The sequence below is a fragment of the Sulfurovum sp. TSL1 genome, assembly GCF_019972135.1.
GTDB lineage: Bacteria > Campylobacterota > Campylobacteria > Campylobacterales > Sulfurovaceae > Sulfurovum.
This window is the reverse complement of sequence record NZ_BPFI01000001.1, coordinates 51,919-77,907: the sequence shown is the minus strand read 5'-3', so window position 1 is coordinate 77,907 and position 25,989 is coordinate 51,919. Positions and strand designations below refer to the sequence as shown.

Sequence of the window (25,989 nt, the reverse complement as noted above, 5' to 3'; positions counted from 1 at the left end):
CCTATTTTCTGTAAAGTGCACAACATTTATAGGGTGCTACGGGTTTACTTTCTGTTTCTTTATCAAGATAGACCTGTTCCATCCCTTCTTTTTCAAAAAGCGTAAATTCATCTGCATACAATGGCCATGGCGGTCCGCCATAATTATCTGTATCATCCTGTGCATGTGCATAGACGAACAATTCTCCCTCTTTGGCCACAAGCGAAACGATGATACCCACCAATTTTTCTCTGTCTGAAGGAGGTAAAGACTGAATGGTCAACCCTTCATAGACAAAATCATATTTACCGACAGAAGATTCAGGCATATTATAGATATCGCCTACATGAAAATCGACCTTGCTTTCAGGATGTCTCTTCTTCGCCAGGTCTATTGCTGAGGGAGAGATATCCAAGGCTTCTACTTCATAGCCATGCTTTTCCAGGATCAGTGCATCATCGCCTAAACCGCAGCCGATCACCAGAGCTTTTTTACCTGAAACAGGCCCTTGCAGAGTTAAGTGTTTTTCCAAATAGACGTTGGGTGCAAGTGTCGCCCAGGGGATGGACGAGAGATCATCATGGTCTACATTCTCATAGACAGATTCAAAAAAGTTTTTCTTTTCCATGTTTACCTACTTTAAACTATAAAATGATTATATCGTAAAGATATTTTGTTCATGTCCCAATAGCTTTTTCTTTGCTTCCAAACCACCGGCATAACCTCTCAAAGTAGCATCAGACCCGATAACACGATGACAAGGTATGAAAAAAGAGAGCGCATTGGCACCTACTGCGGAAGCTACAGCTCTTACTGCCGTCGTTTTGCCCATATTTTGAGACAGTTCCTTATAAAATACAGTGGTGCCAAAAGGAATCTGAAGCAGTTCCTGCCAGACAGCCTTTTGAAACGCTGTACCGACCAACAGCAAAGGAATATCAAATGTTTGACGTAAGCCTTTAAAATAGGCTTCGAGCTCCTCTTTGGCCAAATCCAGCACCTCACTCTCCTCTTCGACAAACATGGCATCAAGGCCCTTTTGCAGCCTTTTATCTATAGTCTCCCTGCCCTTTCTGTATCGCCAGTCAGCCATACAGAGTTTATTGTCATAGGCCCCTAAGATCATTTCTCCCGCAGGTGTCTGAAAGTATTGTATGCTGATCGTATTCATCTTTACCCCAGTAAAGCTTTTTGTTTTTTGGTCAATTTCTCATACACCAGCTCATAGGAGTGGTCTATCAGTTCTTTCACTGTTTCATCATCGACATCGGAATCCTCCACCGTCACGGTGTTCCAATGCTTTTTATTCATATGGTAACCCGCGATGATACCTTCATAGAGTGAACGAAGCTCCAACGCATAGATCGGATCACATTTGAGATTCACCGAGACAGGTTTCTCTTCTGAAGTTAAAGCAAACATTTTGTCAGCGATGCGATACACCCGTACTTTTTCATCAAAAGGGTAATCAAAGGTCACACCCTGTTTTGATCGTAAGTAAGTATCTAATTGTTCAAAGTTCATCGTCACTTTACCTCAATGTAAATGTCTTCTCTTTATAAATGATACCATAGCTTGTAGTAGATTATTACTTTATCAATACTATAGAGTTAGGATTTTTATTTTAACAGTTTTCATTATAAAATCTCCTCTATGGCACATTTTATAAGGTTGTAAGACAATAGTATCTACAGAAATTTACCCGCCTTGTAACCAATTAAAAAAATCACCTAATGGATCAAAATATGAAGATATTCTAGATTCTTCATAAATATATCCCCTATTGGATGATTGATTATTTCTCGAAACTTCACTTTTTTTTGAAGATCCTCCTGCTTTTTTCCACTCAAAAAGCTGCTTAAGTTCGCCTCCATCAAGCCAAACTCCATGTCTAAGGCATCTATCAACTATCACACCACTCACAGACCTGTAGTTGATCCTCTGCATCATATTCTCGCAGACAGGACACCGTTTGTATCTGATGACCGATTCTTGTTTCTGTCTGGGATTATCCTGTACAAAACGAAGGACTCTGTGATCCACTTCAACTCTCAAGATTGCTTCTCTTTTGATAAGGTGTTCTAGAATATCCTCAGTAATGAATACACCATCACAGTCATTACATCTTTTGACAACGATTCTCTCTCTTTTTCCTATATTAATATTGTCAAAGGCAACATCACAAACTGGACAATTATGATCTTCACTCTTATCTTCAATATCAACTTTTGAAAGGGCTCTTAGGTTTAGAGGGTTTCGTTGACCACAATAATCACAGATAGGACCTTTTTTAGGTAATGGGGCTGAACAAAATTTACATTTCATCTATACTTCATCCAAAAGAGACTGTTTCTTCTTTGTATACTCCTCTTCTGTGATAAGCTCATTATCAAAGATCTCTTTTAGATGCTGAAGTCTTTGGGTTACTGACTGCTTTGCTTCAGATTCCTGAAAAGGTTTTCTAAGTTCTGGAGACAATGCCTCACCTGCACCAGCTCCGAGAAATACACCTGCAGCCCCGCCTTCATTCTTTGAAGCTGCTTCAAGGGAATCCAGTTTTCTCATATCCTGATAACTTACACCCACTGATTTTGCAGCAAAATGCGTTGCTTTTGTATCTGCTATCTTTCCGACTCTATCTCTGGTATTTTCATCAAATTCAGTTCCCTCAATCCTGAAGTCTGAAAGATGAAAACCCAGCTTATCGAACTCTTTATCCAATTTTTCTCTAAGTGCATCACCCAACTCTTCTCTTTGTTCATCTATATGATTATATGACACTTTTGATTCAGCAAAGGTATCACTCATTGGATGAACGATTCTGGCATTGATGATCTTTCTGAGATCCTCTATGCCGAAGTATTCCTGCTCTCCTACAATAGAGACAAAGAAACTTCTAGGATCTTTGATCTGCATACTGTAATTACCAAAAGCAATAAGCTCTACAGGGAAGTCATAAACAGGATCGATGTATTTAACAGGTGCTACAGTTCCCCATTTCTGATCAGTAATGATATTTTTTTTATAGAAGTAAAATTCTGCTTTATGCTCACTCTCAAAGAATTGCATGACTTTTTTAAGCGTTGTAATAAAGGGAATATTGTCTGTTTTGATATTAAAGAGCCCTTCTTTGTCAAATACAGCTCTGATCTTTCCTTCATAGACAAGAATACATCCTTGTGTGGGGCCTACGATAAGCTTTGATGCATTCTTTATCTCATCACCATTACTGCTCCACCTATAAAACAATGCATCTTCATGATCTGTATCCCATTGGATCACTGAGCGTAGCTGTCTTTCTAAAGGGTCAAAAAATGGCATTATTACTCCTACTTGTATATTTGTTTTTTTATTCTAACGAAAAAATTTAATTTGAGTGTTTTAGTCAAATTATATCAATGTATAGAAGAAATAGGCTGAAAGATACATATAGTTTAGAAACCTCATAAAATATATAACTTCATAAGGTTTTAAAGTAATAAAGAGAATTTCAAGAACTCTTCTTGATCATCAAAAAATAACTGTTTTCAAATCTCTTCAAGCAACTTTAACATTACTAGGGTAAAGTAACAAAAAATAGATCATTTAAATGTTTAAAAAGGATAGCAGATCATGAATCCCTCTAACAAAGAACTACGATTGCGCAGGAACTGTCAGCTATATGTTTATCTACTCGTATCACAAGGGAAAAAGGTGCCAGAAGAGGTACAAGAGTGTGCAAACTCGTATGATTATGACTTTCTTGTTGACTGTGTGGCACAGTTGTCTGCAGAGATCGAAGGTTTAGATAGTGACACTTTCGAGAAAATAATGAACAACAAAGAGTCAAATGAGGCACGTGAGCTTGCATACTGGTGGGAGATGCACCAAGCGGCGAACAGCCTTGGAGAGAAGATCGTCAAGACATGTTTATAGGGCTTGGCCGGATGCTAACTTACGTCTCCATGCGGTGTATGCAGAGTAGGATGGATTTCCCTCAACCATCATATCGTATGCATGTTTATAGCTACAGTTATTCTTTTCCTTATAGGCGTTAAGTAGCTCTACGACCATCTCTTTATCAGCCTGTTTATAGGTACCGTTCAATGACTTCACTAGATTGATCGGTTCCATGTGCATACTCATATCCATAAAGATCCTTTTTTGTAGAAGTCTACATCATTATTCATTAAGAGTCCTCATTATCCTTCAGAAGCCATCCGTTCAAAGAAACCTAAAACCTCTTTGATGACCTGTGTTTCATCTTCTGACTTTGGACAAAAGTCCAGATACACTTTGATCCCATGTTTTTTACAGGCATCTGCAAAATATGCTGTTTCATCTTCCGGATCATTTTCATCCTCACGCAGGTAAAAAACAGGAAACGTATCGGTAGCATTTAAAAAATTGGTTAGATCATTTTCTTGAGAGAGTGTATCTGCACCCTTTGTCTCTTCTAGTCTTATGCGAGGTGCATGTGCATAGACCGCATTGGCCCCGCATAAAATACCGTGCAAAATAGCCCCATAGCCGTCCATTCCCCTTCCATATAGATAGATATGGTCTTCACATTCATACTCTTCGGCGATTTGCTCTATAAGCGTTTGTAGGAGATCTTTGTTTTCAGATCCGAAATGCCCCAGGGGTGTGAGTACATTCCACATCTTGTGTTCAAAGTGTGTTGTTTCCTCATCCAGGATAACGATCAAGGGCACAAAATTTGAAATTAAAGCTGCAGGTGTGAAACGATAAAACAGTTTTCGATTCTTGTCATCTTCAATAGTTAAAAGCTCTTCATCACCCATCGTTACGCTACTCCTGTTTTAAAGCTCATTTATCTATTATCTCTTTGTATCAGTATCTATCAACCGACACAAAGAAACCTGTTATTTGACTTTTGTATTCTCTTCTAGTTTGATATTCTCGGGGTTGATGAGACCTTCAATGTCTGCATTGGTAAGAGTTTTCTGCATGAGAGAACCTTTATCAAGATCCAGTGACTTAAAATCATGATCTTCCAGAAGTTCAACAAATTCAAAGATCTCTTTGGTAATGTCAAACTCGCCTTCTGTGACTCTTAGCTTCTTAAAATGCTCCAAAATGGTCTGTATGGTTTGACTTTCATTCTCTTCTATCTTTTGATTCCCAAATGCAATGATATAGACACCCGCCTGGACAGCTGATTCCACAAAATTTTTGATTCTTCTTAATTCGAGTTCTTCAGTAGGGAAGTTTTCCAAATTGATCAATACCAGATGATACATCTTTTTCAGTTTAGATTTTTGATTATGTTCATTGATGGTAGGTCTGTTGCAGCACAGTAACTCTTTATGACGGGAGATAACGGTCTCTTCAAGCTCCTCAAAAAGTGCTGACATCATCTTAGTATCATATGCAGTTCTATAGAGCTGAACATACTGTAAGGGCGAAAGATTATAGAACTTCTTTCTACCAAAATCAAAAAGATCGACCTTTAAACTCTCATGGGGCATGGTAGAGAGCAATTCCAAACAAAGACTCTCCAGTAGCTTGTCAGCTTTTGCTTCAGAGGCATGATCATACAAGAGGCAAAATCCGCCGTCACTGCTGAGCGTATATAAAGGAATAGTCTCATTTCCTTTGTGTAGATCTCCTAAATGAAATCCCCATGGAAATGCATAATTCTCATCTTTTTCTGCCATAGTCTACTTCTCACTTCTTTTTTTAATGCATTATATCACTAACTAGGTTAGGAGGCTCTCTTCTTTACATTAAGCACACCCAAAAGTATCTCTTTGAAAAAAAATTTCTCGCCCATTACTTTAAGCCGTTGTAGAGTCCGCTTCCTATTACTTTATAGACGATAGGCGTCTCAAAGCTATCATCCATACGTACACCGCCTATGATACCCACCGGATGTTTGGAGTATGTAGCGGCCTCAAGGAGTGTTTCTCCTCCGACATTGGCTTCAGTTTTCGTCGCCGTGGCCCTGTAGGCCCCTAAACCTATATAGTCAAGGTCCAGAGTATTTGCCTCCAGTATCTCTTCTTTATCATGTGTTGAGAGTCCCAGGATCTTTGTCCCTATCTTTTGACGTACCAGCTTTACGGCTTCTTTCAGATCATGACTGTACTCCCGAAGATCTTCTTGTCCGAGATGTAAGCCGTCCGCATAATCGATCAGTTCAATGGTATCATTGATGATGAGTATCCCATTATAGTGTGCCCGGATGATCTCCATATCTTCTTTTTTTTCTTCCAGTGTGGCCCATTTATTACGGTATTGCAGTATAGGTATATTGGGGAAGGTAGAGATATGTTGAAGAAGTATTTGTAAAGAGACACCCCTTTGCTTAAGTGTCTCTTTGTCAACCAGTGCATAGATCATACGTGTATTTTAACTTGCCCTCTTGTTAAAAAGTTTGAACAGGTCAGAAAGTGTTTGATGCATGTCAGGACGATCTACGATCATATCGATGAGTCCGTGTTCGAGCAGGAATTCTGAACGCTGGAAACCTTCAGGAAGATCCACACCTACAGTTTGTTTGATCACCCTTTGACCTGCAAATCCTATAAGCGCACCCGGTTCGGCCATAATGATATCACCCAGCATAGCAAAAGATGCAGAGACACCACCCATCGTAGGGTCTGTCAAAATAGAGATAAAAGGCAAACCTTTCTGGTGCAGTCTGTTAAGTGCTGCGGAGGTTTTACTCATTTGAAGCAGCGAGTAGGTACTCTCTTGCATACGTGCACCACCTGAAGCAGAAACGATGATAAATCCACACTCTTTTTCTATCGCTCTGTTGATACCGCGGACGATCTTTTCACCTTCAACTGAACCTAAACTACCGCCCATAAATGAGAAATCGAATACAGCGATCTCAACGGGCTGACCGCCGATCGTACAAGAACCGCTCATAACAGAAGAGGTTTTACCCGTTTGCGCTTTGGCTTCTTCTATACGTTTTTTGTACGTCTTTTTATCTGAGAACTTTAAGGGGTCAACAGGTGCCAAAGTAGCGTCATATTCTACAAAAGATCCTTCATCCACAATAGAGGCTATACGCTTTTCAGCAGAGATTCGGAAGTGATGGTTACATTTAGGACATACATTTTGCTTGGCTTCTACCTCTTTATAATACATCAAAGAGGTACATTTTGGACATTTGATCCACTGGTTCAGTGTCTCTTGTGTTGATCCTGTTGAGGCTTTTTTAAAAATATTTCCAAACATTCTTACTCCTGCATGCCTATAATTGATCTATTAATGATTCTATTTTCTTGGCTATGCTTTTTTCTTTCGATACTATAACATAATCCGCCTCAACAATTACTTCTAAGCCTTCACAAAGTGCTAAACCTGCGGCAAAATCGTAAATTCGAAACTCCCCCATAAAAAGTACATAACTCACCGTATGGGCATACGCCAATGAGAGGGCTATAGCCCCAGGAGATCTGAACTTCAACTTCTCTTGGTCCAATAATGCAACCAACCCCGGGTTGGCATATGCCTTTTCAAAAAGTCCTATTTCAGCCTTTTCACTGCTATGCGGGTCATGAAATGTATCTGAAAAAAGTTTGCCCTGTTGTACTTGACTCGTAGAAGACTTGAAAAAGATATCCCTGTTGGCAAGATTACAGACCACTGCAGCATCCAAAATACCTTCAGCGTTCACTTTTGCAACAGAGGTACCGTAAAAGGGAAAAAGGGAAAGAGCATTGGCCGAGCCGTCTATGGGATCTATGATGATCTGTTCTTCACCCTCACCTATGATACCGCTCTCTTCAGACTCTATCTGTCCAAAAACACTTAAGTGCTTTACAAATATCTCTTCGGCAAAAAGATCAAGTTTAGAACTCACGTCACCACCTGCACCCACTTCGGTCTTTTCAAACCAGGAAGTATCAAAGCCGTCTTTGCATGCACTTGCTATCTCTTCGTTAGCTTTGATGCAGGCTTTGATAAAGTCAGTCATACTTTTATTTTACTCGCCTCTTTTTTCGGCTGCTATTGTTGGTTTTACACCTCTTGGTGCAACCATCCAGAACTTTCTGATCTCAGTTCTGAAATTCTCTAAAATGTGTGCTGCTCTCTTGGATCCTGTTTTTTCTGCATAATCTTTAAGAAGCGCTTTCAGCTCAAACATTTCAGTATCCCATTCATCCGTATCGATACGGAGCGGTTCAACAAGCTCCAGATTCACTTTTTCATAGAACCCGCCTTCGGTATCATAGACAAATGCTTTACCACCTGTCATACCTGCACCGAAGTTCACACCAGTTTTTCCAAGAATGACCGCTGTACCGCCTGTCATATATTCACAAGGGTGGTCTCCTGTACCTTCTACCACTGTTGTAGCACCGGAGTTACGAACACCAAAACGTTCACCTACTTTACCATGCACATACAGTGTTCCGCCCGTTGCACCGTACAGACAAGTGTTACCGCCAAGTGCAAATTCACTACCCGCATTATCAGCACTAATAACGATTTGACCGCCGTTCATACCTTTACCGATATAGTCATTACCGGCACCATCAACATTAATATTGATACCCTTAGACATGAATGCACCGAGAGATTGTCCTGTGGTACCTTTCATATTAAGCGTGATCGTACCATCAGGTAATCCTGCATTTCCGTGAATTGCAGCTATCTCACCAGAAATTCTTGTAGCAAAACTTCTGTTCAGGTTTGTGATCTTTCTATTGATCACGATAGGCGTAGATGGATCTTCGATCGTTGCTCTAAGCTCTTCAATGATCTCTTTTTCAAATTCATTCTGATCATATGGTTCGTTAAACGGCACTTGGCATGTATTGACGCCATCAAGTTTATATAGTAACTCTTCAAAGTTAAACTTCTTGGCAAATGCATCATCTATGACTTCAAGTAAGTGATTTTGCCCAATAATCTCTTCAAGAGATCGATATCCAAGTTCTGCAAGGATCTCTCTCACTTCTTCCGCCATAAGCGTAAAGTAATTAATCACCTTTTGCACATTACCCGTAAATCGTTTACGTAAGTGTTCATCCTGTGTAGCTACACCTACACCACAGGTATTAAGGTGACATACTCTTAGCATAATACACCCGACAAGGACCAAGGCGCCTGTACCAAATGCATACTGTTCAGCACCGAGTATCGCTGCCTTTACAACATCCAGTCCGGTTTTGAGTCCACCGTCTGTCTCAACTGTTACTTGACCTCTCAGGTTGTTAGCTTTGAGTGCATTATGCGCCTCTATCAGTCCAAGCTCCCAAGGGTTACCTGCAAACCTGATAGAACCAATAGGTGCAGCACCTGTACCACCATCACTACCAGAAATAATAATCTTATCTGCATAGGCTTTTGCAACACCTGCGGCAATGGTCCCTACACCGGCAGTAGAAACAAGTTTTACTGCCACTTTTGCATTCGGATTGACCTGTTTCAAATCAAAAATAAGCTGTGCCAGATCTTCAATAGAATAAATGTCATGGTGAGGCGGTGGTGAAATCAATGTCACCCCCGGCTTTGTAAATCTAAGTTCCGCGATCAGCGGGCTTACTTTGCTTCCCGGAAGCTGTCCGCCTTCACCCGGCTTTGCTCCCTGTGCCACTTTGATCTGAAGTTCTGTCGCAGATCTTAAGTACTCCGGTGTTACACCAAAACGTCCTGATGCCACTTGTTTAATGGCAGAGTTCTTCTCTGTACCATAACGGGAAGGGGACTCTCCTCCCTCACCTGAGTTGGATTTACCACCGATAGTGTTCATAGCAACAGCAAGTGTCTCATGTGCCTCTTGAGAAATAGACCCCATAGACATTGCAGCGGTTGAGAAACGTTTAAATATCTCACTGAGCGGCTCTACTTCATCGATGCTGATCGGTTCCCTGTCACTTTTTAGTTCATAGAAATCACGTATGAATTTTTTGTCACGACCATTGACAAGCTTCTTTACCTCTGCATAATCTTCAGCTTTGCCGCTTTCTGAGGCTTTTTGCATCGCAGCGATGGTCGGACGTGAGAAGTCATGGAACTCTTCACCTTTTTTATATTTATAGTATCCGCCTTTGTAGAGTACATTTTTCTGACCTTCAAAATCAGAAGTAAAAGCACGTTGATGATTAGCCGTAAGACGTGCATCGATATCTGCATAGTCAAGACCAGGTAAAAGTCCTTTTGTACCGCTAAAACAATCTTGTACAATTTCTTGACTCAACCCGATCACATCAAAGAGTCTTGAGTTTCGGTAAGAAGAGAGTGTTGAGATCCCCATCTTTGACATGATCTTCATCAGTCCTGCACCCATCGCTCTTCTGAATCTTTTAAGAACTACTTGAATATCTTCATCACCTTCATGAAGCTCCGCTACTGTATAGTAAAGTAGATAAGGGAAGATAGCCGCTGCACCAAATGCGATCATGGTTGCTGCAGAGTGTGGGTCAAATACTTCACCTGTGGCAGCCACCATACTGGTCAAGTGTCTGAGTTTTGCATTTAAAAGTTCTTGACTCAAACGTCCTATCACCATAAGCATTGGAATGACTTTAGTATCTTGATCAAGGTTTCTGTCATCCAGGATAATAGTTCTTATACCGTTGTCTCTGACATCTGTGATAACCTTTTGAACAAGGGTATCCAGACTCGCTTTGAGGTCTGTCGTATAAGTTGTATCATATTTTCCTACTTTGTAAGCAGGATCGTACTTCTCATTGTCCTCATCTCCAAACTCCTGAAGAATATGAAATTTTTCCGCAGACATCATTGGAAGTACTGTTTTCAATCTCTTTGCATGTTCTGCATCATCTGCAAGCACGTTTCTGACTTCACCAAAACCTGTATTGAGGCTCATAACCGTTTTTTCACGGATCGGGTCGATAGGAGGATTGGTAACCTGTGCAAATTTTTGTTTGAAGAAATCCGTAAAATTTCGCTGTTCTGTTGAGAAAGCTGCGATAGGAGTATCGTCACCCATGGCACCTGTTGTCTCTTTGCCTTCAGCGATCATAGGTTTGATCACTTCTCTGAGTACTTCAAGCGTATAATTAAAGTAACGCTGTCTCTCTTCCATATTGCCATACTCGATCGAAGATTTCGGCACTTCAGTATTGGGTACATGCTCCTGCAGATAACTCATATTTTGATTCAGCCATTTGTTATAAGGATAGGCCGCTTTGATATAGTCATCGATGTCACCGGTTTTAAGTACTTTTCCGTGCTTGAGATCTATCCCCATCATTTCACCCGACTGAAGTCTTCCTCTTTCAGCAATATCCTCTTCAGGGATCTGCAGTACACCATACTCAGAAGAGATAAGCAGTCTGTTGTCTTTGGTTCTGATATATTTTGAAGGTCTCAATCCGTTTCTGTCTAAAACACAACCAATATAACGTCCATCTGTCATACTGACCGCTGCAGGTCCGTCCCAAGGTTCAAAACAGGTACTTGCATACTCATAAAATGCTCTAAGATCAGAATCCATATGTGGTGCATTATGCCAAGGTGCAGGGATCAAAGAACGTGCTGCTTTAAAAAAGTCTACACCATTCACACGCAAAAACTCCATGAAGTTATCTAAACTTGCCGAGTCACTCATATCATTTTGTATGACATTCGTAAGTCTTGTCATCTCTTCATCCGTAAACACCTCTGATTTGACTGCAGCCATTTTTGCTGCCACGTTAAATCTGTTGGCAGTGACAGAGTTGATCTCACCGTTGTGAGCTATCATTCTGAAAGGCTGTGCCAGCTTCCACTGAGGAAGTGTATTGGTCGAGAAACGTTGGTGGAAAAGACAAAATGAAATTTCAAAATCTTTATTGTCAAGATCTTTATAAAACTCTTTAATGTGCGTAGGCATCACCAGTCCCTTGTAAGAGATCACTGATGTTGAAAATGATGGAATGTAGAAGGTTGGGTCTTCTATGAGCTCAGCTTCTATCTCTTTACGGGAAAGATAGACCAATGCCTCAAATCTATTTGCAGCCACAGCAGATTCAGGTGCAACAAATACTTGTTTGATCCGAGGAAGTGATATAAGTGCCTGTTCACCCAGTGCATTGCTATCTACAGGTACTGTACGCGTATAAAGCACTTTAAGGTCATTGTTCTCACATACTCTGGTGATCACATCAAAATCTGTTTCATTGTTTGAAAAAACCATCGCTACCGCATACGTCTCAGGTAATTCTACTCCATGAGCTACTGCTTCTTTGTTGAAAAATGATTTAGGAAGAGAAAGCAAAAGACCTGAACCGTCTCCTGTCTTACCATCTGCTGCAATAGCCCCTCTATGCATCATACGTGATAATGAAGTAATGGCATCTTCTAAGTTTTTGTGTGACGGAGTATTGTCGATAGATGCTAAAAGCCCAAATCCACAGTTATCCTTAAAAGAAGTAAATAAATCTTGCATAATACCAACCTTAAAAATAATATCATCGGAGCATCATACAGTGCTCCTCGTAATTGGAGGGATTATAGCCAAAAGGTTGTTAAGCTTAGTTTACCAACTCTACCCTACAAAGGGCGATATTTGGATATTTTAACATGCTTTTGCCTATAATTTAGGCAAAAAATTAAAGGAATTACCATCAAAGGTTTTATACTGTCTGTCAGAAAAGCAAAAAATGAAGACACCATAGCACTTGTGCTGAGTCCTACGGAAGTAAGAACCTATTACCGTTTTTTTGGTGCACGACACTCCATTTTACAGCTTGGCAACCTGATAGATTTCGAAGTGGAAGGTGAAGGGGGCAGTTTTCTTCCCAGACTGCGCTCACTCTCACATATGGGCTTTCCCTGGCTCTTTGACAAAAACAGACTTCTGATCTGGCACAATTTTATCAAACGCTTTGAACCGCATCTCAAAGATGCAGAAGAGATAGACTCATTTTACTTCGATCTTCTTCTCTCTGCAGCCAAAAAATGGGATAAACAGAATCCTAAACGTATCGTCTGTGAATCTTACATCACACTGCTCGAACATGAAGGCAGACTGCATCATGATGAACACTGCTATATCTGTGAAACCCGTATAGAAGAAGAGATCGCCCTCATGCAGTCGTTCATCCCGGCACACCCGGTATGTATCTACACACCTGCACTGCCTACCAAAAAAGTACTGGACTTTTTTAAGAGTAAAAAAACAGTGTTCCTGGAAGATCATGAAGTGGACTACCTCTTTGAAATTGTGATGAAGGGGTTGTAATGCTTTGCTTTTTCATCCTATTCTGAAATAACTCCTTTCGAGTGCTTCAGAAAACGTAGGATGCGCCATAATGGTCTGCTGTGCCATCGAAACCGTCATCCCGCCTGCAAGGGCCATAGCCACAGGTGGAATGAGCTCTTCGGCATTAGGGGCAAAGATCTCTGCACCCAGTATGAGCCCTGACGTATCTGCATAGACGACCATTACACCGTTCCCCGCCTGGTGGAATGCAGCAGGTTTAAATTGGCTCAGCATGACGCTACTCTCTTGAAACTCTATGCCTTTTTCTTCGAGTCTCTGTCTGTTTTGTCCCACGGTTGCATAACTCATAGGCAAGGTATGTATGAACCTTACCACATGATCAAGGTTCAGTTTCTGTGGTTTTTTGCCCATGATCCGCATCGTCACGTTCAAAGCTTGGGCTCTTGCCGCATGGGCCAGTTGTATTTTTCCGTTACAGTCACCGATCGCAAAATGTTTTTTTAGACTCGTTTGAAAAAAATCATCTGTCTCTATCCCTCTCTTTACAGCGATCTCATCGGTTGCGACCACATCCGTATTGGGCTGACGTCCGGTAGCAACAAGCATCTGCTCATACTCGCCCGATGTGCCATTCTCAAAAGTGATATGTACGCCTCTGTTTGTAGCTTCAGCTTTGGAAACGGCATGGCCAGTCAGATAGGTGATCCCCTGCTTTTCAAGCTCTTTGGCCATGGCCTCTTGTATCATCGGATGTGCATGGCCCAAGAGCCTTTCATGACGGGAGAGTAGTGTCACCTCTACACCTGCAGATGCAAAGAAACTGGCCATCTCCAAACCGATGGCACCAACCCCGTAGATGGCTATATTGTCAGGCAGTTTCTGCAGATCAAGCAGCTCTGTGCTGGTGATGATCGCCTTTCCGTCATACGCTATACCTTCTGGTATGAAAGGAGAAGACCCTGTCCCTATGACAATATGCTCTGCTTCATAGATCTTCCCTTCCACCTCCACTTTGTGCGGTGCGATGAGCTTGCCTTTACCTTCGATCAGCTCCACATCTTTGCATTGTGCCCTTATGGATTCGGATGCACTGGCGATGAGCTCATCTTTTTGGGCTGTCAGTGTCGGCATATCCAGTACGAGTTTCCCTGTAAACACACTCTCTTTACTTTGACGTACGGTATTGGCATGATGCAAGAACATTTTAGAAGGGATACACCCTTCATACAGACAGGTACCACCCAAATGCCCCAGTGAAGTTTCGACCAGCGCCACTTTAAACCCCTCTTTCGAAGCCACAATGGCCCCTGCATAGTTCAGACCACCGCCGATATAAAGAATGTCGTACATGTAAACTCCTCAAAATGATATGTCTATGAGTATACTATCATAAAGCATACTTCTTGACCTTTTACATCTCATTTATAAAGAGAAGATGATTCGATGAATCTTCCCGTCACAGATATGTTATAATCTGAAAAAAAGTGACATTTCCATGAAATCATTCCTACTACTGTTGTCTCTATCTCTCTCTTTGTGCTCTGCTGAAATAGATACAAAACTCTATGACGGCAACAATACCATAAACTATTATAAAGAGATCGCAAAGCGTATTGAAACGGCACAAACATCAGAGCAGAATCAAACAAAAGAAGATACAGAACGCATCGCTACTGAGCGTATGATCTTGGGAAAACTTGAAAATATGCTCTCCTTTACCCTGAAGGTAGATCCTATGCCAGATTCACTTCTGCCTGATGATGAAAATATCAGCAGTGAAAACTATGAATCCTATCTTAATGCACTTACCGATATGTATGCAACGATCGATACGTTAAAAAAAGAACAATCTGCTATGCAATCCAAACGTCATTATTTGAAAAAAAGCATCAATGACATTACCGTTGAAGATAAAAGAAACCTGCTGCTATACCAGTTGCAGTATGCATTTTATAAGCTTAAAGGAGACCATCAGAAACAAACGATACAAGCCTATGAGAAATTACTGATCCAGGGAGAAGAGCGCTTCAAACAGAAACTGGACCAGGTTATCTTTGATATTCCGGCTCTCGAAAAAAAACTCACCCGGATCAATGCAAAATTTTCTCCCGTAGAACAGGAAGCCGTTGCACTCAAACTGTCAAAAGAACGTGAACTGATCGTTCGTGAAACGATCTCTGATGCATTAAGTAAAAAATTTCTTCGCAACGATATGGATATGATGAGTCTCATCACCACAAAGATCGATCAAACCCTCATGCTTTCTCTGGCTTATCTACAAAAAAAAGAGACCCAAAAAGCCCTCGACCTTTTCAATTCGGATACAGAAGCATTGCAGAGACTCACACCGGACCTCATTGACTACTATACAATCAAGCGCACTATTCTCAAAACAGTATTCCAAGAAGTGGCTGGCAATGTGGCACTGGCACTCTCCAATGTAGAGCAGAGTGCTGAAAGTATCTATGATTTCACCTATGGCAAGCTCACAGAAGCCCTTTTTGTCTTTAATGAAAGGGGTATTTCAACCCTCGATATTCTCAAAGTCATTTTGATCATAATTTTTGGATTTATGATCGCTGCATTCTACAAACGGAAGATCCTTAATCTCGCTACACAGCGTGAAAAGATCTCAATTTCATCCGCAAAAGCGATCTCCAATGCCGGCTATTATATTCTTGTATTTATCACATTATTGTTTGCACTGAAAAGTATCGGATTGGATCTTTCCAATCTTGGACTGGTTGCAGGGGCACTTTCTATCGGTATCGGTTTTGGTCTCCAAACACTTGTTTCCAATTTTGCGGCGGGTATCATTTTGATGTTTGAACGTACTATCCGTTTGGGAGATTATATAGAGATATCAGATACCATCCGGGGTACGGTCAGTGATATGAGAATGCGTTCAACCACCGTTACGACCAATGACAACATTGATGTCGTCATCCCCAACTCCTCTTTTATCCAAAACAATGTCATCAACTGGACGTTGGAGAATGATATCAGACGTATACATATCCCCTTCTCTGTTGCGTATGGAACCAGCAATGACAAAGTGGAAAAAGTGATCCTGGAAGAGCTGAGAAGCAGTGATATCAATTATGTGAAAAAAAATGCTAAATATCCTACTCTGATCTGGATGACCGCTATGGGATCAAGTTCAGTAGATTACGAACTTATTGTCTGGGTCAGAGGACAATCAACCCTGAAACCTTCGGGGACAAAATCAGATTTCTTGAAATTCATTTATGCAACGCTCAACAAACACCATATTGAGATACCTTTCCCACAAATGGACCTGCATATCAAAAACAAGGAATCCCAAAAAAAACAAAATGAATTTACAAAAGAAGAGACGGAGCCAAAAACACTCTAACTCTCTCTTACCGGTTGGATCTTATTGACCACGGCATATAATGACGGCAGGTAAACGAGGTTCAAGACCGTACCCCAGATCAGACCAAATCCTATCGAGATAGCAATAGGCTGAAGGATCACTGCCTGTCCTGTTGCATAAAAGATCAGGGTAAAGAGTCCAAGGAATGTAGTGATCGAAGTGATCAAAATGGGACGGAGCCTTAGCTTTGCCCTTTCATAGAATGTCTCTGCATTATGCGTGCCATGCAGGAAATCAAGCATAATGATACCGTCATTGATCACAACCCCGGCGAGCCCCAACATACCTATGACCGAAGGCATGGAAAGGTTGATCCCGATCAGCATGTGCCCTACCAGTGCACCCAGTAAACTGAAAGGTATGACCGACATGACCATCAATGCATAACGGACCTTAGGAAAGATAAAAAGCAGTGTGATCAAGATCAAAAAGACTGCGATGATCAAAGAGCGTATCATATCATTTTTAAATTGCTGGTTCTTTTCCTGTTCTCCCAAAAGACTGACATCAATGCCTTCATCCCGGATCGTATCAAGCAAAGGCCTGATCTTCTTAAGCACATCCACAGCCGTCGTCTTTTTCTTATCTATGTTCGCAAAGACAGACTTGACTGTATTGCCATCTCTTTTTTCGATCTTTTCATACGCCTGGACCTTTTCGATATCCACAACATCGGTCAATTTTACCACGCTTCCAGATGGTGTAGGGATCATAAAGTTCATTAAGGTTTTTTCAGCATCCTTCACTATGGATTTTGTTCTGATCTCCATGACACCGTTCTGACTAAAGGTCATCGCTTTGCGGCTGTCAAGAAAATAGCCCGAAAGGGTCTGTGCTATGCCTACTTCACTCATGCCCAATTGTTCACCATAGGCATTGATACGCAACTTGTACTCCATCTTTCCAAGCTGTGCATTGTTCCCTACATCTTTCACATACGGAATGGCTGAAAGCTCCTCTTCAATCCTTGTCATGGCGTCTACGATCTGTTCAGCGTCTTTGCCCGAAAGGTTGATCTCTATGTCATTTTTGATCAGGCCGGGTTTGTCTTCAAGGACTCCAAGCTCTTCAAGCTGATACTTTTTCATCATAGGAGCGATCTCTTTTCGCAGATCCTGTGCAAGGTCATAGGTATGTTTCTTTCTGATCTTTTCAGGATCGTTGAACATAAAACTAAAATTCAAAATAGGATTGATATAGGCATCAATGAAACTTTGAGGCTCCATATCATAAAGCTCCATCGTGATATAGAGCATATTGTCTCCATTTTCATCTGCACCGGCAAGAGACCTTCTGTACCCTACAACGGTAGAAGTGGATTTAAGTGCGTAGGTCTCTTTTTTTGAAAGTACATACTTTTCCAACTCTTTGGCTATCTTATCTGTCTCTTCAATGGTCGTATCCATATTGCTTTTCCCTGTAATATAGAGATAGTTACCATCAAAACCAGGGAAAAACTGAAAATTGAGCATCTTGATCGTGAGTACGGTCAAAATAGGTATTACTATGACAAAAGTAAATAAAAAGATATATTTAAAACGGATCACAAGATGCAGTAACGCTTCATACTTTTCCTGCAGGGGTTCCCAATTGATAAAGTTCTTCTGCTTTTTGAGAAACTCGTCCGCATGTAAGGGTAGAAAGAAAAAACTTTCAAGAAGAGATCCCAAAAGGATCATGATCACGGTAATAGGAATAAGAATAATGAAGTTTTTGATCTCTCCGGTGAGCATGAACAGAGGAAGAAAAGCAGCGATGGTTGTCAATGTTGCCAAAGTTACAGGTAATACCATCTCTTTGAGTCCTTGATAGACAGCCTCTTTTCTCTCCATACCCTCATTGAGATGACGCTGGATGTTCTCAGAAACAACGATCGCATCATCTACCACGATACCGATGACGATCAGCCCTCCAAGCAGGGAAACAATATTGATAGAGTACCCCGTAAAGTAAAGGAACATGATCCCTATGGCAAAAGAGATAGGGATACCCATCGCCACAATAGATGCGATACGCACATTGATCAGCAATGCCATAGAGAGGAATACCAGAACCAGTCCAAACATCAGGTTGGATATGACCGTATTGAGCCGGTCTTCGACGGGTTTTGAGCTGTCCTGGTAAAAATCAAAATAGACATCCGGGAACTCTTTGGAGAGTTGTTCTTTGGCATAGGTTTGCAGGTCTCTGGAAATATGTATCGCATTTCCCTCAGGCCCTTTTGAGATGACCAAGGTAATGTTGTTCCGTCCATTAAACGTCGAAAGTGTTGTATCTTGAGGGTAAGTGATGTCGACCTGGGCAACATCACCGAGCCTCACCTGCTTCTCTCCTATTTTAATCAGTGCTGATTCCCACTCTTCTTTGTTGTCTTTACCGTGTACTGTAGAGAGGAAAATATAATTGCCACTTTGCTTGATATCCCCTATGGGATAGATATAAGAGGTTTTTGAGATGGCATCGATCAGCGTAGCCGGGTCCAAACCATAGGCTCTTACAGCCTCTTCATTGATCTGTACGGAAACCTCCTGATCTGCATCACCGTAGATCTGTACTTCACTGACATAAGGATTTCTGGCAATTTTGGATTTTACCTCTTTGGCCGTTTCTATCAATTGGCCTTTGGTCATATGCTCAGAGGAGAGAGAAAGTCTGATAAGCGGCCGGTTGTGCATCAGCAGCTCTGCCGTTGGTTCGGTCATATCCGAAGGAAGATATTGTCGGCTGCGTGCGATGGCATCTTTGGCTTTATTGAGAGCATCTATTTTGTCTGCGCCATCATTGAGATCAAGAACGATAGAAAAAGTACCTGATTTGATCACGGTCTCGATCTTCTCTATCCCCTGTATGTTGCCCAGTTCATCTTCGATATCACGCACTGCCATTTTATCAAGATTGTCAGCACTGGCACCTGCATAAGCACCCCTGATCGCGATCTTATCCAAGGCGATTTCAGGGAAAAGTTCTTTGGGGATATTGTAATAAGAGTTTATGCCTAAAAAAAGGATAAAAATGAGCAATACATAATTAAGACTTTTATTCTCTATAAAATAGTTAATGATCCTCATCATGGTGTATCCTTATTGAACGTCTTAAATTATTGGTTTGTTATGTAACTTATAGTGATATCAACAAAAAATACTACAGTTTCTTTAAAAATGCCGAAATGATAAAGATCATTGTCCCGTTCACACGACCTTGTATATGGGTAGGGTCACCCGGTACCATGCGGATATTTTTCACAGTCGTTCCCTGCTTAGCGGTAAAACCTGCACCTTTTACCGGAAGGTCTTTGATGATGCTCACAGAATCACCCTCTTGCAAGATCGTACCATTGGCATCACGTGTAGGTTCTTGTGCTTCAGTGGCTAAACCTTCCTCTGCCCATGCTTTTACATCCTCCTCAAGATACATCATGTCAAGCTGGTCCTGTGCACCCAGTTGAGTCAAAAGTCTGAATGCCACGACCTGTACTGCAGGCTCAGTACTCCACATACTGTCATGCAGACAGTTCCAATGTTTTTCATCCTTTGTCGGATCATCTATGGAGGCTGCACAGGTACTACAGATCACAATAGCCTCATCTTTTGGTGCCACTACGTAAGCCGTAAGTCCCTCTTCAGAACCGCACAACTCACATTTCCCTCCGCTTCTATCCATCAATACTCTATCTATGCTCATTTTTTTCCTTTGCTCTATCAGTATCGACATTTTACTCTATTTGTTTTAATGTAGCCCATAAAAGCACTACTATACACGGTCTAAATCATTTCAACCCCGATCTTTACTGACAAACTATATGGTTTTATTTGACATCTTCTCTACTGAATGATTTCAATCACAAATTAAAATGATCACTTATAACTCTTTTTAAATCTTTACTGAGTATAATCCATGAAGGTAAAAAGATTGAAAAGCTAAACTTGTTGTGAAACAAGGGCAGAAAGTCATGGGTCTTTATAAAAAAGATCGCCAGACTACACAATAGAATATACCTATGGACTATTCTACGTAATTCTATCTACACTTTATGCTTCAATACTTTTAAAGAATAATAAAGGGGTCTTCTATGAATCATAGTCTCAGAAATACCATCAAACCTATATCTCAATCCTCTTTATTGATACTCATACCACGAACACTTTATCGTAGCAGAAGCTGCTAAAAGGATTAACATGAAGATATTGAAAAACAAATTAATACTCACTCTGCTTATACTTATCCTTATAGGGATATCAGGAGTGACATCGTATTATACCTATCTCTCTTATCAAAGATATGCAACGGCACAGAACAGTGCGGAGGTTTCTTCGTTTGTAAAACATTTTGAGTCAGTTATGAAACATATGATAGAGGAAAGAGTACAGAGTGCTACCTACCTGGTCACACAGAACAAAGAAGACTTAAAAAAACTCAAAGAGTCAAGGTTGAAGACCGATCAATATCTATTGGAGTTTGATGCATTTACCAAACAGGACGATCAGTTTACACGCTATCGTACCTATATCAAGCAGGCTACTGAAGCGTTAGAACTGGTGCGTCGAGATGTAGATGATTTACATGATAACGCTAGCGAGATCTACCATGATAAGGTCTTTAATCCATTGTTCCAGATAGTGCAGGAAGTTACTGCTGCAGAAAGGTCTGAGGAAAAGAAAAGTTATCTGATGATGTACCAAAAGTATACGGCACTGAAGGAGAACACTGTACAGGAACATATACTGATCTCTTCTATCTTACTTGGATCCAGAAGCATAAGTGATAAAGAGAGAGAATTTTGGGAGCAATTGATACACAAAGATACCTTACCCCAGTTTTATACCCTTGCAGACAGTGCCGTAGCCTTAAAACTCAGCGAACTGCTTTCTGTGGAAAAGTTCAACACTATCATGTCTGAAGCACGCGACATGATCTCCTATGAATCAAGATCAGGAAGATACTCAGTCTCCCCTCTTGGTTGGTCAAACCAGATAGATATAAAAATGGATTATTTCAACAAAGTACAATCCCTACTGCGTCATCAGATCCAAGCGATCAATAAAGAAACCGTCACGCAACACGGAGAGATTCTGGCATGGTATGGAGGGGCAACAGTTATCTTATTGCTTGTACTGCTTAAACTTTTCAGTTTAGTTTCCAAGATAGAAAATGATACACAGATCTCCGAGGAGACCTTAAGAGATATCAAACTGGTACTGAATGAAAACCAACAAAATGAGCTTCATAGATTGATCCGTAACGGTAAGGTGGATCATATCTATCGTTTTTTGCTCAAGACCATTAAAGACGGGAATCAGACCAAAGACCTCTTTCTTGCCAGTATGTCCCATGAGATACGTACCCCTCTCAACGGTATTCTTGGATTTACACAATTACTCAAAGAGACAGATGTTTCAGAGGAACAAGCTGAATTTATTTCAGTGATAGAGAAGAGTTCCGACAATCTTCTGACCATCGTCAATGATATTCTTGATCTCTCCAAGATCAAAGCACAGAAAATAGAACTCGAAGCCATAGAATTCGATCCGGTAGATACCTTTGAATCAGCGGTTGAATCCTATGCGGCCAAAGCGGCTGAAAACCATATTGACTTTAACATCTTTTTGGATCCGACACTGCCTACACTGCTGATAGGGGATCCTACGAAGATCTCTCAGGTCATCGTGAACCTTGTCAGTAATGCCATTAAATTCACTTCTACAAACGGTGAAGTAAGTGTATCGATCAAAAAGCTCTTTGAGGATGAGGATAAAGTAAACGTCAATTTTGAAGTGTCTGATACAGGTATCGGTCTTACCAAGGAGCAACAGGGAAAAATATTTGAGGCATTTTCACAAGCAGATGTCAGTACAAGCAGACAGTACGGAGGTACGGGTCTGGGACTCTCTATATCAGGTAAATTCATAGACCATATGGGAGGGAAACTGAGCATTCGAAGTGTCAAAGATGAAGGCTCTACCTTCTATTTCACCCTGACACTGAAAAAACCTAAGAGCGCGGTACAAAGAGAAGTAGAGGATATGAGTGCCTGCACCGTTGGTATTCTTAATTCACATCTCGATACAGAGTACTATATCAATAAAAACCTTGAAACCTATATCGCTTACACCGGAGCCACTATCAAGCGTTATACCGATGAATCACTCTTGGCATTAAAAGGTACCTCTCAACTCCCTGATATTCTTTTTATTGACCATAAATTCCGTCAGAGAGATGACGAACTTCAACCGTTCCTTGACCTTGATACAAAGATCATTGTGATATCCACAGGAGACCAGAAAAAAAATCTCAAGCGATACACATCACGAATAGATAAGATACTCTATAAGCCTGTGAACTTTACAAAAACACTTCGAATGCTGAATGATAAAGAGGATAGTTCAGAGAAGAAAGAGAATCTTGCCTTTAAAAATGTACATGTGCTGGTTGCAGAAGATAATAAGATCAACCAAAAGCTGATACTCAATGTACTCGGTCGACTCGGTATAGAGGTCACCATCGCGAATAATGGACAAGAGGCACTTGAACAGCGTATGAAAAATGAGTATGACTTGATATTCATGGATATCGAAATGCCTGTCATGGGTGGTATGGAAGCAACAGGTCAGATCATCAGCTATGAAAGGAAAAACCATAAAGCACATATTCCGATCGTTGCATTGACTGCCAATGCACTTGCGGGAGATAGAGAAAAATATATGAGTGCCGGTATGGATAGTTACCTTTCAAAACCTATAGACCTTGAAGCTTTGAACCATCTCTTTCAAACCTATTTTGAGGAGAGGATCATCCGGGGAGCTGCATAAGAACAACTTGCTCCTCCCTATGCATGATAGGTGCAGTAGAACCCTGCGCATCGTCCATACTGATCATATCTCACTTATTTTTATCTTCCTAACATCACATCATTTGCTTTTATCATAGCCGTCACGACACTGCCTTCATGAATTTCCATCCCTTCCAAAACACTTACAGGCATCACTGAAACGATACTGTCATGATTGCCTATATCCATGACTACCTTGGCATTTTCTATATCTTTGTCTATGGTTGTGACCGTACCTTTCAGTCTATTTTCTGCTCGCTTTGCATCGTTGTCCCGTGAGAGTAGTACTGTACTGGATTTAAATATCGCTGTAACCGTTTGATGCTTTTCAATCTGCAAGTTCTCTACTGCTTCTTTGGTAATGACAGATACCAGTTCTTGCCCACTTTTCATCTTTAGGCGTATTTTTGCATTCACATTTTCAGATTCCACAGACACAACCTCAGCTTGTATTTGATTGCGTGCAGAGATTTGCAGGGCAAGTCTTTCAATGGTCTCAAATGCACCGCTTTGGATATCTGTTGCCTCTGATAACCTTTTTAAAAAACGATCATGTTCTTCTTTAAGCAGTGCATAATTTGATAAAAGCCTTTTGCCATAGGCAGTAATGGTCGTACCGCCACCATCTTTTCCGCCTGTCTCTCTACAGACGATCGGCTGCGGGGAAAGAGAGTTCATCGTATCCACTGCTTCCCATGCACTTTTATAACTCATCGGTACAGCCTTCGCCGCTTTAGAGATCGAGCCATACTTTTCTATGGCATGGAGCAGTTCTATACGCTTCTCGAGCAAAAAAGGTTTACCTAACATTTCCAGTGTCAGTTTTGATGAAAGTTCCATCTGCTTCCTTATATAGGCTATAACATCATGGTCAAAATTATAGTATGATTTACTTAAACAGGTAATGCTTTTTGAGAGTGGATACCTTCGCTGATAAGGGAGAGGAACGCTCCTATACTAAAGTACATACAAACGCTCATCAGTAAAGATAATGTAGTGTATTTCTCTTATTCTGCCCATTCCAACCGGGCTAACAATCCTGCAGTTGTCGTGTAGCCGACTTCTGTAAACCTCAACTTACCTTTTGCATCATAAATGAATGTTGTTGGGAATACCTCTATTTTAAATGCCTTTGACCAAAAACCCTCTGTATCATTGAGCACTTTAAAATGCAATCCATGCTCTTGCATATACGCTTGTATATTTTCATTACTTCCTGAATTGACAGCAATAGTCAACACTTCATGCTCTTTGGATACCGTTTCTATATTGGGTGCTTCAAGTTTACAGACCGGACAGGAAATAGCCCAAAAGTGGATAAGTAACGGTTCCCCCTTCTTAACGATAAAAGTACTGCCATCTACAAGTGTTGCTTCAATCTGTGGCAACTGGCTTGACCCCAGATCAGGTGCACGAATATAACTGATGAGTTGACTCACTATAAACAAAAGTACCAGGGCTATAGTGATCTCTTTGAGGGTAGATTTTATCTTCCGTCTCGTCATATCTTCAACCTTTTGAGTATGCCTTCAAGTTCTGCTAGATAGCTGCCGCCATACAATGCCACATGCACCAAAATCGGATAGATCTGATAAAGCGGTACCTTGCTTTCATAAAAATCATCGCTGAGAGGATGGTGTTCCCGATAGGTATTAAAAAACGTCTCTCCAAAGGTACCAAAAAGCAGTATGAAAGCCAGTTCCATCTCTTTGTCCCCATAGTAGATAGCAGGGTCTATCAGACAAGCCCCCTCTCTTTCAAATAGCACATTCCCGCTCCAGACATCTCCATGCAGCAATGAAGGGGAAATGGTACGTATATCGATCCGCTTGTAGAGGTCACGACACAATGCTTCCAGTCGGTCGACCACCTGTTTTGGTAATTTCCCCATATCATAACAGTGTCGTGCCATGGGCATGATACGCATCTGTCCCAGGAAAAGTGTCCAATTGTATTGGGTTTGCTCATTTTTTTGGGTAAACGGGCCGATGGTCGTGTCGTAATAGTAGCCATACATACGATTTTCATTGGTGACAGAGTGCAGTCTGCTTAAAAGCTTTGCAGCTTCTACCTCCTGAGCAGATTTGTCCTGAGCAATGGTTTCAATCTGTTCAAGTACTAAAAAAGGTCCTTTGGAGATGATCACACGAGGTACACGGATCTTAGCTTCATAGAGATCCTCAAGCATACGCGCTTCTATGGCCAGCTTTTCTGTCTCTTCAGAATGCTTGACTACATACCTTTGATCTACTACACTGGCGATGTATATGCTTCCGATCTGACCTTGCTGCAGCAGGTCCAAACGTTTCACATCCTGGCCTAAAGCTTTACTGAGTGCTTCTTTCACCTAAATGTCCAGGTCATCCCAGAATTCATCGAAGTCCAGGTTCGTCATAGCATTCTCATCAAAGAGGTTTTTCTCCATAAGCTTCTGCTGCTGAGACTCAAAGTACTCTTCCAATGCCTCTTCAAGCATGGTGTTGATGTCTTTTCCCAGTATCTCTGAAAAACTTTTGAGATTTTCCACCGTAGTATGTTTAAGTTCTATTTTTATATCTTTTTCCATGTTTGTATTTTACTGTAAGAACTCTATTTTCTTCTTTTTTCAAATCGTACGAATATTTGGATATACTGACAAAATAAAAACTA

At 41.0% G+C, this 25,989-nt stretch carries 23 protein-coding genes and 1 riboswitch; of the genes, 4 read left to right on the top strand and 19 right to left on the bottom strand.

The genetic code is table 11. The features are described from left to right. Position 1: 1 nt before the first annotated feature. The 5 genes from LDM98_RS00370 to LDM98_RS00350 all read right to left on the bottom strand — a co-directional run bounded on the left by LDM98_RS00370 (position 2) and on the right by LDM98_RS00350 (position 3,300). Positions 2–607 carry a bifunctional 2-polyprenyl-6-hydroxyphenol methylase/3-demethylubiquinol 3-O-methyltransferase UbiG gene (locus LDM98_RS00370; RefSeq protein ID WP_223897133.1) on the bottom strand — a complete coding sequence of 202 codons (606 nt, stop codon included), beginning with the start codon at positions 605–607 and terminating at the stop codon, positions 2–4. 27 nt (positions 608–634) lie between these two features. Next, positions 635–1,150, bottom strand: coding sequence for a methylated-DNA--[protein]-cysteine S-methyltransferase (locus LDM98_RS00365; RefSeq protein ID WP_223897132.1), 516 nt, complete (start codon positions 1,148–1,150; stop codon positions 635–637). A gap of 2 nt (positions 1,151–1,152) precedes the next feature. Then, a complete protein-coding gene (locus tag LDM98_RS00360) occupies positions 1,153–1,503 on the bottom strand; it encodes an MmcQ/YjbR family DNA-binding protein (protein ID WP_223897130.1) in 351 nt (116 codons plus the stop codon). A 174-nt stretch (positions 1,504–1,677) separates the two neighbouring features. Further along, positions 1,678–2,304: a zf-TFIIB domain-containing protein gene (locus tag LDM98_RS00355; protein WP_223897129.1), complete on the bottom strand. Its 627-nt coding sequence runs from the start codon at positions 2,302–2,304 to the stop codon at positions 1,678–1,680. Then, complete coding sequence (locus tag LDM98_RS00350) at positions 2,305–3,300, bottom strand: SPFH domain-containing protein (RefSeq protein WP_223897127.1); 996 nt, start codon at positions 3,298–3,300, stop codon at positions 2,305–2,307. 372 nt (positions 3,301–3,672) lie between these two features. Here LDM98_RS00350 and LDM98_RS00345 point away from each other — a divergent pair, with 372 nt between their 5' ends. Next, the gene (locus LDM98_RS00345) at positions 3,673–3,894 is read left to right on the top strand and encodes a hypothetical protein (protein ID WP_223897125.1); all 222 of its coding nucleotides are present in this window, start codon (positions 3,673–3,675) and stop codon (positions 3,892–3,894) included. On the opposite strand, the gene LDM98_RS00340 is transcribed toward LDM98_RS00345, so the two are convergent. From LDM98_RS00340 to gltB, 7 genes are all read right to left on the bottom strand, one after another. Next, entirely contained in the window at positions 3,889–4,110 is a 222-nt protein-coding gene (locus tag LDM98_RS00340) for a hypothetical protein (RefSeq protein WP_223897123.1), read from the bottom strand. The genes LDM98_RS00345 and LDM98_RS00340 overlap by 6 nt on opposite strands. A 50-nt stretch (positions 4,111–4,160) precedes the next feature. After that, positions 4,161–4,763: a hypothetical protein gene (locus LDM98_RS00335; RefSeq protein ID WP_223897122.1), complete on the bottom strand. Its 603-nt coding sequence runs from the start codon at positions 4,761–4,763 to the stop codon at positions 4,161–4,163. A gap of 81 nt (positions 4,764–4,844) precedes the next feature. Beyond that, a complete protein-coding gene (locus tag LDM98_RS00330; RefSeq protein ID WP_223897119.1) occupies positions 4,845–5,639 on the bottom strand; it encodes a hypothetical protein in 795 nt (264 codons plus the stop codon). Between the two features lie 115 nt (positions 5,640–5,754). Further along, positions 5,755–6,324 (bottom strand): thiamine phosphate synthase, encoded by a 570-nt coding sequence (locus tag LDM98_RS00325; protein WP_223897118.1) that lies wholly within the window; start codon positions 6,322–6,324, stop codon positions 5,755–5,757. Positions 6,325–6,333: 9 nt separating this feature from the next. After that, on the bottom strand, positions 6,334–7,173 hold the full coding sequence (accD, locus tag LDM98_RS00320) for an acetyl-CoA carboxylase, carboxyltransferase subunit beta (protein WP_223897116.1): 840 nt from the start codon (positions 7,171–7,173) through the stop codon (positions 6,334–6,336). Between the two features lie 16 nt (positions 7,174–7,189). Further along, a complete protein-coding gene (locus LDM98_RS00315; RefSeq protein ID WP_223897114.1) occupies positions 7,190–7,915 on the bottom strand; it encodes an inositol monophosphatase family protein in 726 nt (241 codons plus the stop codon). A gap of 9 nt (positions 7,916–7,924) precedes the next feature. Then, positions 7,925–12,340 carry a glutamate synthase large subunit gene (gltB, locus tag LDM98_RS00310; protein ID WP_223897111.1) on the bottom strand — a complete coding sequence of 1,472 codons (4,416 nt, stop codon included), beginning with the start codon at positions 12,338–12,340 and terminating at the stop codon, positions 7,925–7,927. 162 nt (positions 12,341–12,502) lie between these two features. On the opposite strand from gltB, the gene recO reads away from it, so the two are divergent. Then, positions 12,503–13,135: a recombination protein RecO gene (gene recO, locus LDM98_RS00305; RefSeq protein ID WP_308443042.1), complete on the top strand. Its 633-nt coding sequence runs from the start codon at positions 12,503–12,505 to the stop codon at positions 13,133–13,135. Positions 13,136–13,147: 12 nt separating this feature from the next. On the opposite strand, the gene LDM98_RS00300 is transcribed toward recO, so the two are convergent. After that, the gene (locus tag LDM98_RS00300; protein WP_223897109.1) at positions 13,148–14,467 is read right to left on the bottom strand and encodes an NAD(P)/FAD-dependent oxidoreductase; all 1,320 of its coding nucleotides are present in this window, start codon (positions 14,465–14,467) and stop codon (positions 13,148–13,150) included. 145 nt (positions 14,468–14,612) lie between these two features. Between LDM98_RS00300 and LDM98_RS00295 the strand changes: the two genes are divergently transcribed. Then, positions 14,613–16,493 carry a mechanosensitive ion channel family protein gene (locus LDM98_RS00295; protein ID WP_223897108.1) on the top strand — a complete coding sequence of 627 codons (1,881 nt, stop codon included), beginning with the start codon at positions 14,613–14,615 and terminating at the stop codon, positions 16,491–16,493. On the opposite strand, the gene LDM98_RS00290 is transcribed toward LDM98_RS00295, so the two are convergent. Further along, positions 16,490–19,585 carry an efflux RND transporter permease subunit gene (locus LDM98_RS00290; protein ID WP_223897106.1) on the bottom strand — a complete coding sequence of 1,032 codons (3,096 nt, stop codon included), beginning with the start codon at positions 19,583–19,585 and terminating at the stop codon, positions 16,490–16,492. The two genes, LDM98_RS00295 and LDM98_RS00290, sit on opposite strands and share 4 nt — an antisense overlap. Positions 19,586–19,655: 70 nt before the next feature. After that, a complete protein-coding gene (locus LDM98_RS00285; RefSeq protein WP_223897105.1) occupies positions 19,656–20,195 on the bottom strand; it encodes an alkylphosphonate utilization protein in 540 nt (179 codons plus the stop codon). Positions 20,196–20,420: 225 nt separating this feature from the next. Beyond that, positions 20,421–20,499, top strand: a riboswitch (cyclic di-GMP riboswitch). A 190-nt stretch (positions 20,500–20,689) separates the two neighbouring features. Between LDM98_RS00285 and LDM98_RS00280 the strand changes: the two genes are divergently transcribed. After that, on the top strand, positions 20,690–23,320 hold the full coding sequence (locus tag LDM98_RS00280; RefSeq protein WP_223897104.1) for an ATP-binding protein: 2,631 nt from the start codon (positions 20,690–20,692) through the stop codon (positions 23,318–23,320). 80 nt (positions 23,321–23,400) lie between these two features. Here LDM98_RS00280 and LDM98_RS00275 read toward each other — a convergent pair whose 3' ends face one another. The 4 genes from LDM98_RS00275 to LDM98_RS00260 all read right to left on the bottom strand — a co-directional run bounded on the left by LDM98_RS00275 (position 23,401) and on the right by LDM98_RS00260 (position 25,906). Continuing rightward, positions 23,401–24,180, bottom strand: coding sequence for a TOBE domain-containing protein (locus LDM98_RS00275; RefSeq protein ID WP_223897103.1), 780 nt, complete (start codon positions 24,178–24,180; stop codon positions 23,401–23,403). A gap of 167 nt (positions 24,181–24,347) precedes the next feature. Beyond that, on the bottom strand, positions 24,348–24,845 hold the full coding sequence (locus LDM98_RS00270; RefSeq protein WP_223897102.1) for a protein disulfide oxidoreductase: 498 nt from the start codon (positions 24,843–24,845) through the stop codon (positions 24,348–24,350). After that, on the bottom strand, positions 24,842–25,687 hold the full coding sequence (locus LDM98_RS00265) for a fructosamine kinase family protein (protein ID WP_223897099.1): 846 nt from the start codon (positions 25,685–25,687) through the stop codon (positions 24,842–24,844). The genes LDM98_RS00270 and LDM98_RS00265 overlap by 4 nt, the downstream gene beginning before the upstream one ends. Next, entirely contained in the window at positions 25,688–25,906 is a 219-nt protein-coding gene (locus LDM98_RS00260) for a hypothetical protein (RefSeq protein ID WP_223897096.1), read from the bottom strand. Positions 25,907–25,989 lie beyond the last annotated feature (83 nt).

Excerpts from the sequence above, each read along its gene's own strand:
- LDM98_RS00370 (WP_223897133.1), bottom strand. The coding sequence starts at position 607 with ATGGAAAAGAAAAACTTTTTTGAATCTGTCTATGAGAATGTAGACCAT.
- LDM98_RS00365 (WP_223897132.1), bottom strand. The coding sequence starts at position 1,150 with ATGAATACGATCAGCATACAATACTTTCAGACACCTGCGGGAGAAATG.
- LDM98_RS00360 (WP_223897130.1), bottom strand. The coding sequence starts at position 1,503 with ATGAACTTTGAACAATTAGATACTTACTTACGATCAAAACAGGGTGTG.
- LDM98_RS00355 (WP_223897129.1), bottom strand. The coding sequence starts at position 2,304 with ATGAAATGTAAATTTTGTTCAGCCCCATTACCTAAAAAAGGTCCTATC.
- LDM98_RS00350 (WP_223897127.1), bottom strand. The coding sequence starts at position 3,300 with ATGCCATTTTTTGACCCTTTAGAAAGACAGCTACGCTCAGTGATCCAA.
- LDM98_RS00340 (WP_223897123.1), bottom strand. The coding sequence starts at position 4,110 with ATGGATATGAGTATGCACATGGAACCGATCAATCTAGTGAAGTCATTG.
- LDM98_RS00335 (WP_223897122.1), bottom strand. The coding sequence starts at position 4,763 with ATGGGTGATGAAGAGCTTTTAACTATTGAAGATGACAAGAATCGAAAA.
- LDM98_RS00330 (WP_223897119.1), bottom strand. The coding sequence starts at position 5,639 with ATGGCAGAAAAAGATGAGAATTATGCATTTCCATGGGGATTTCATTTA.
- LDM98_RS00325 (WP_223897118.1), bottom strand. The coding sequence starts at position 6,324 with ATGATCTATGCACTGGTTGACAAAGAGACACTTAAGCAAAGGGGTGTC.
- accD (WP_223897116.1), bottom strand. The coding sequence starts at position 7,173 with ATGTTTGGAAATATTTTTAAAAAAGCCTCAACAGGATCAACACAAGAG.
- LDM98_RS00315 (WP_223897114.1), bottom strand. The coding sequence starts at position 7,915 with ATGACTGACTTTATCAAAGCCTGCATCAAAGCTAACGAAGAGATAGCA.
- gltB (WP_223897111.1), bottom strand. The coding sequence starts at position 12,340 with ATGCAAGATTTATTTACTTCTTTTAAGGATAACTGTGGATTTGGGCTT.
- LDM98_RS00300 (WP_223897109.1), bottom strand. The coding sequence starts at position 14,467 with ATGTACGACATTCTTTATATCGGCGGTGGTCTGAACTATGCAGGGGCC.
- LDM98_RS00295 (WP_223897108.1), top strand. The coding sequence starts at position 14,613 with ATGAAATCATTCCTACTACTGTTGTCTCTATCTCTCTCTTTGTGCTCT.
- LDM98_RS00290 (WP_223897106.1), bottom strand. The coding sequence starts at position 19,585 with ATGATGAGGATCATTAACTATTTTATAGAGAATAAAAGTCTTAATTAT.
- LDM98_RS00285 (WP_223897105.1), bottom strand. The coding sequence starts at position 20,195 with ATGAGCATAGATAGAGTATTGATGGATAGAAGCGGAGGGAAATGTGAG.
- LDM98_RS00280 (WP_223897104.1), top strand. The coding sequence starts at position 20,690 with ATGAAGATATTGAAAAACAAATTAATACTCACTCTGCTTATACTTATC.
- LDM98_RS00275 (WP_223897103.1), bottom strand. The coding sequence starts at position 24,180 with ATGGAACTTTCATCAAAACTGACACTGGAAATGTTAGGTAAACCTTTT.
- LDM98_RS00270 (WP_223897102.1), bottom strand. The coding sequence starts at position 24,845 with ATGACGAGACGGAAGATAAAATCTACCCTCAAAGAGATCACTATAGCC.
- LDM98_RS00260 (WP_223897096.1), bottom strand. The coding sequence starts at position 25,906 with ATGGAAAAAGATATAAAAATAGAACTTAAACATACTACGGTGGAAAAT.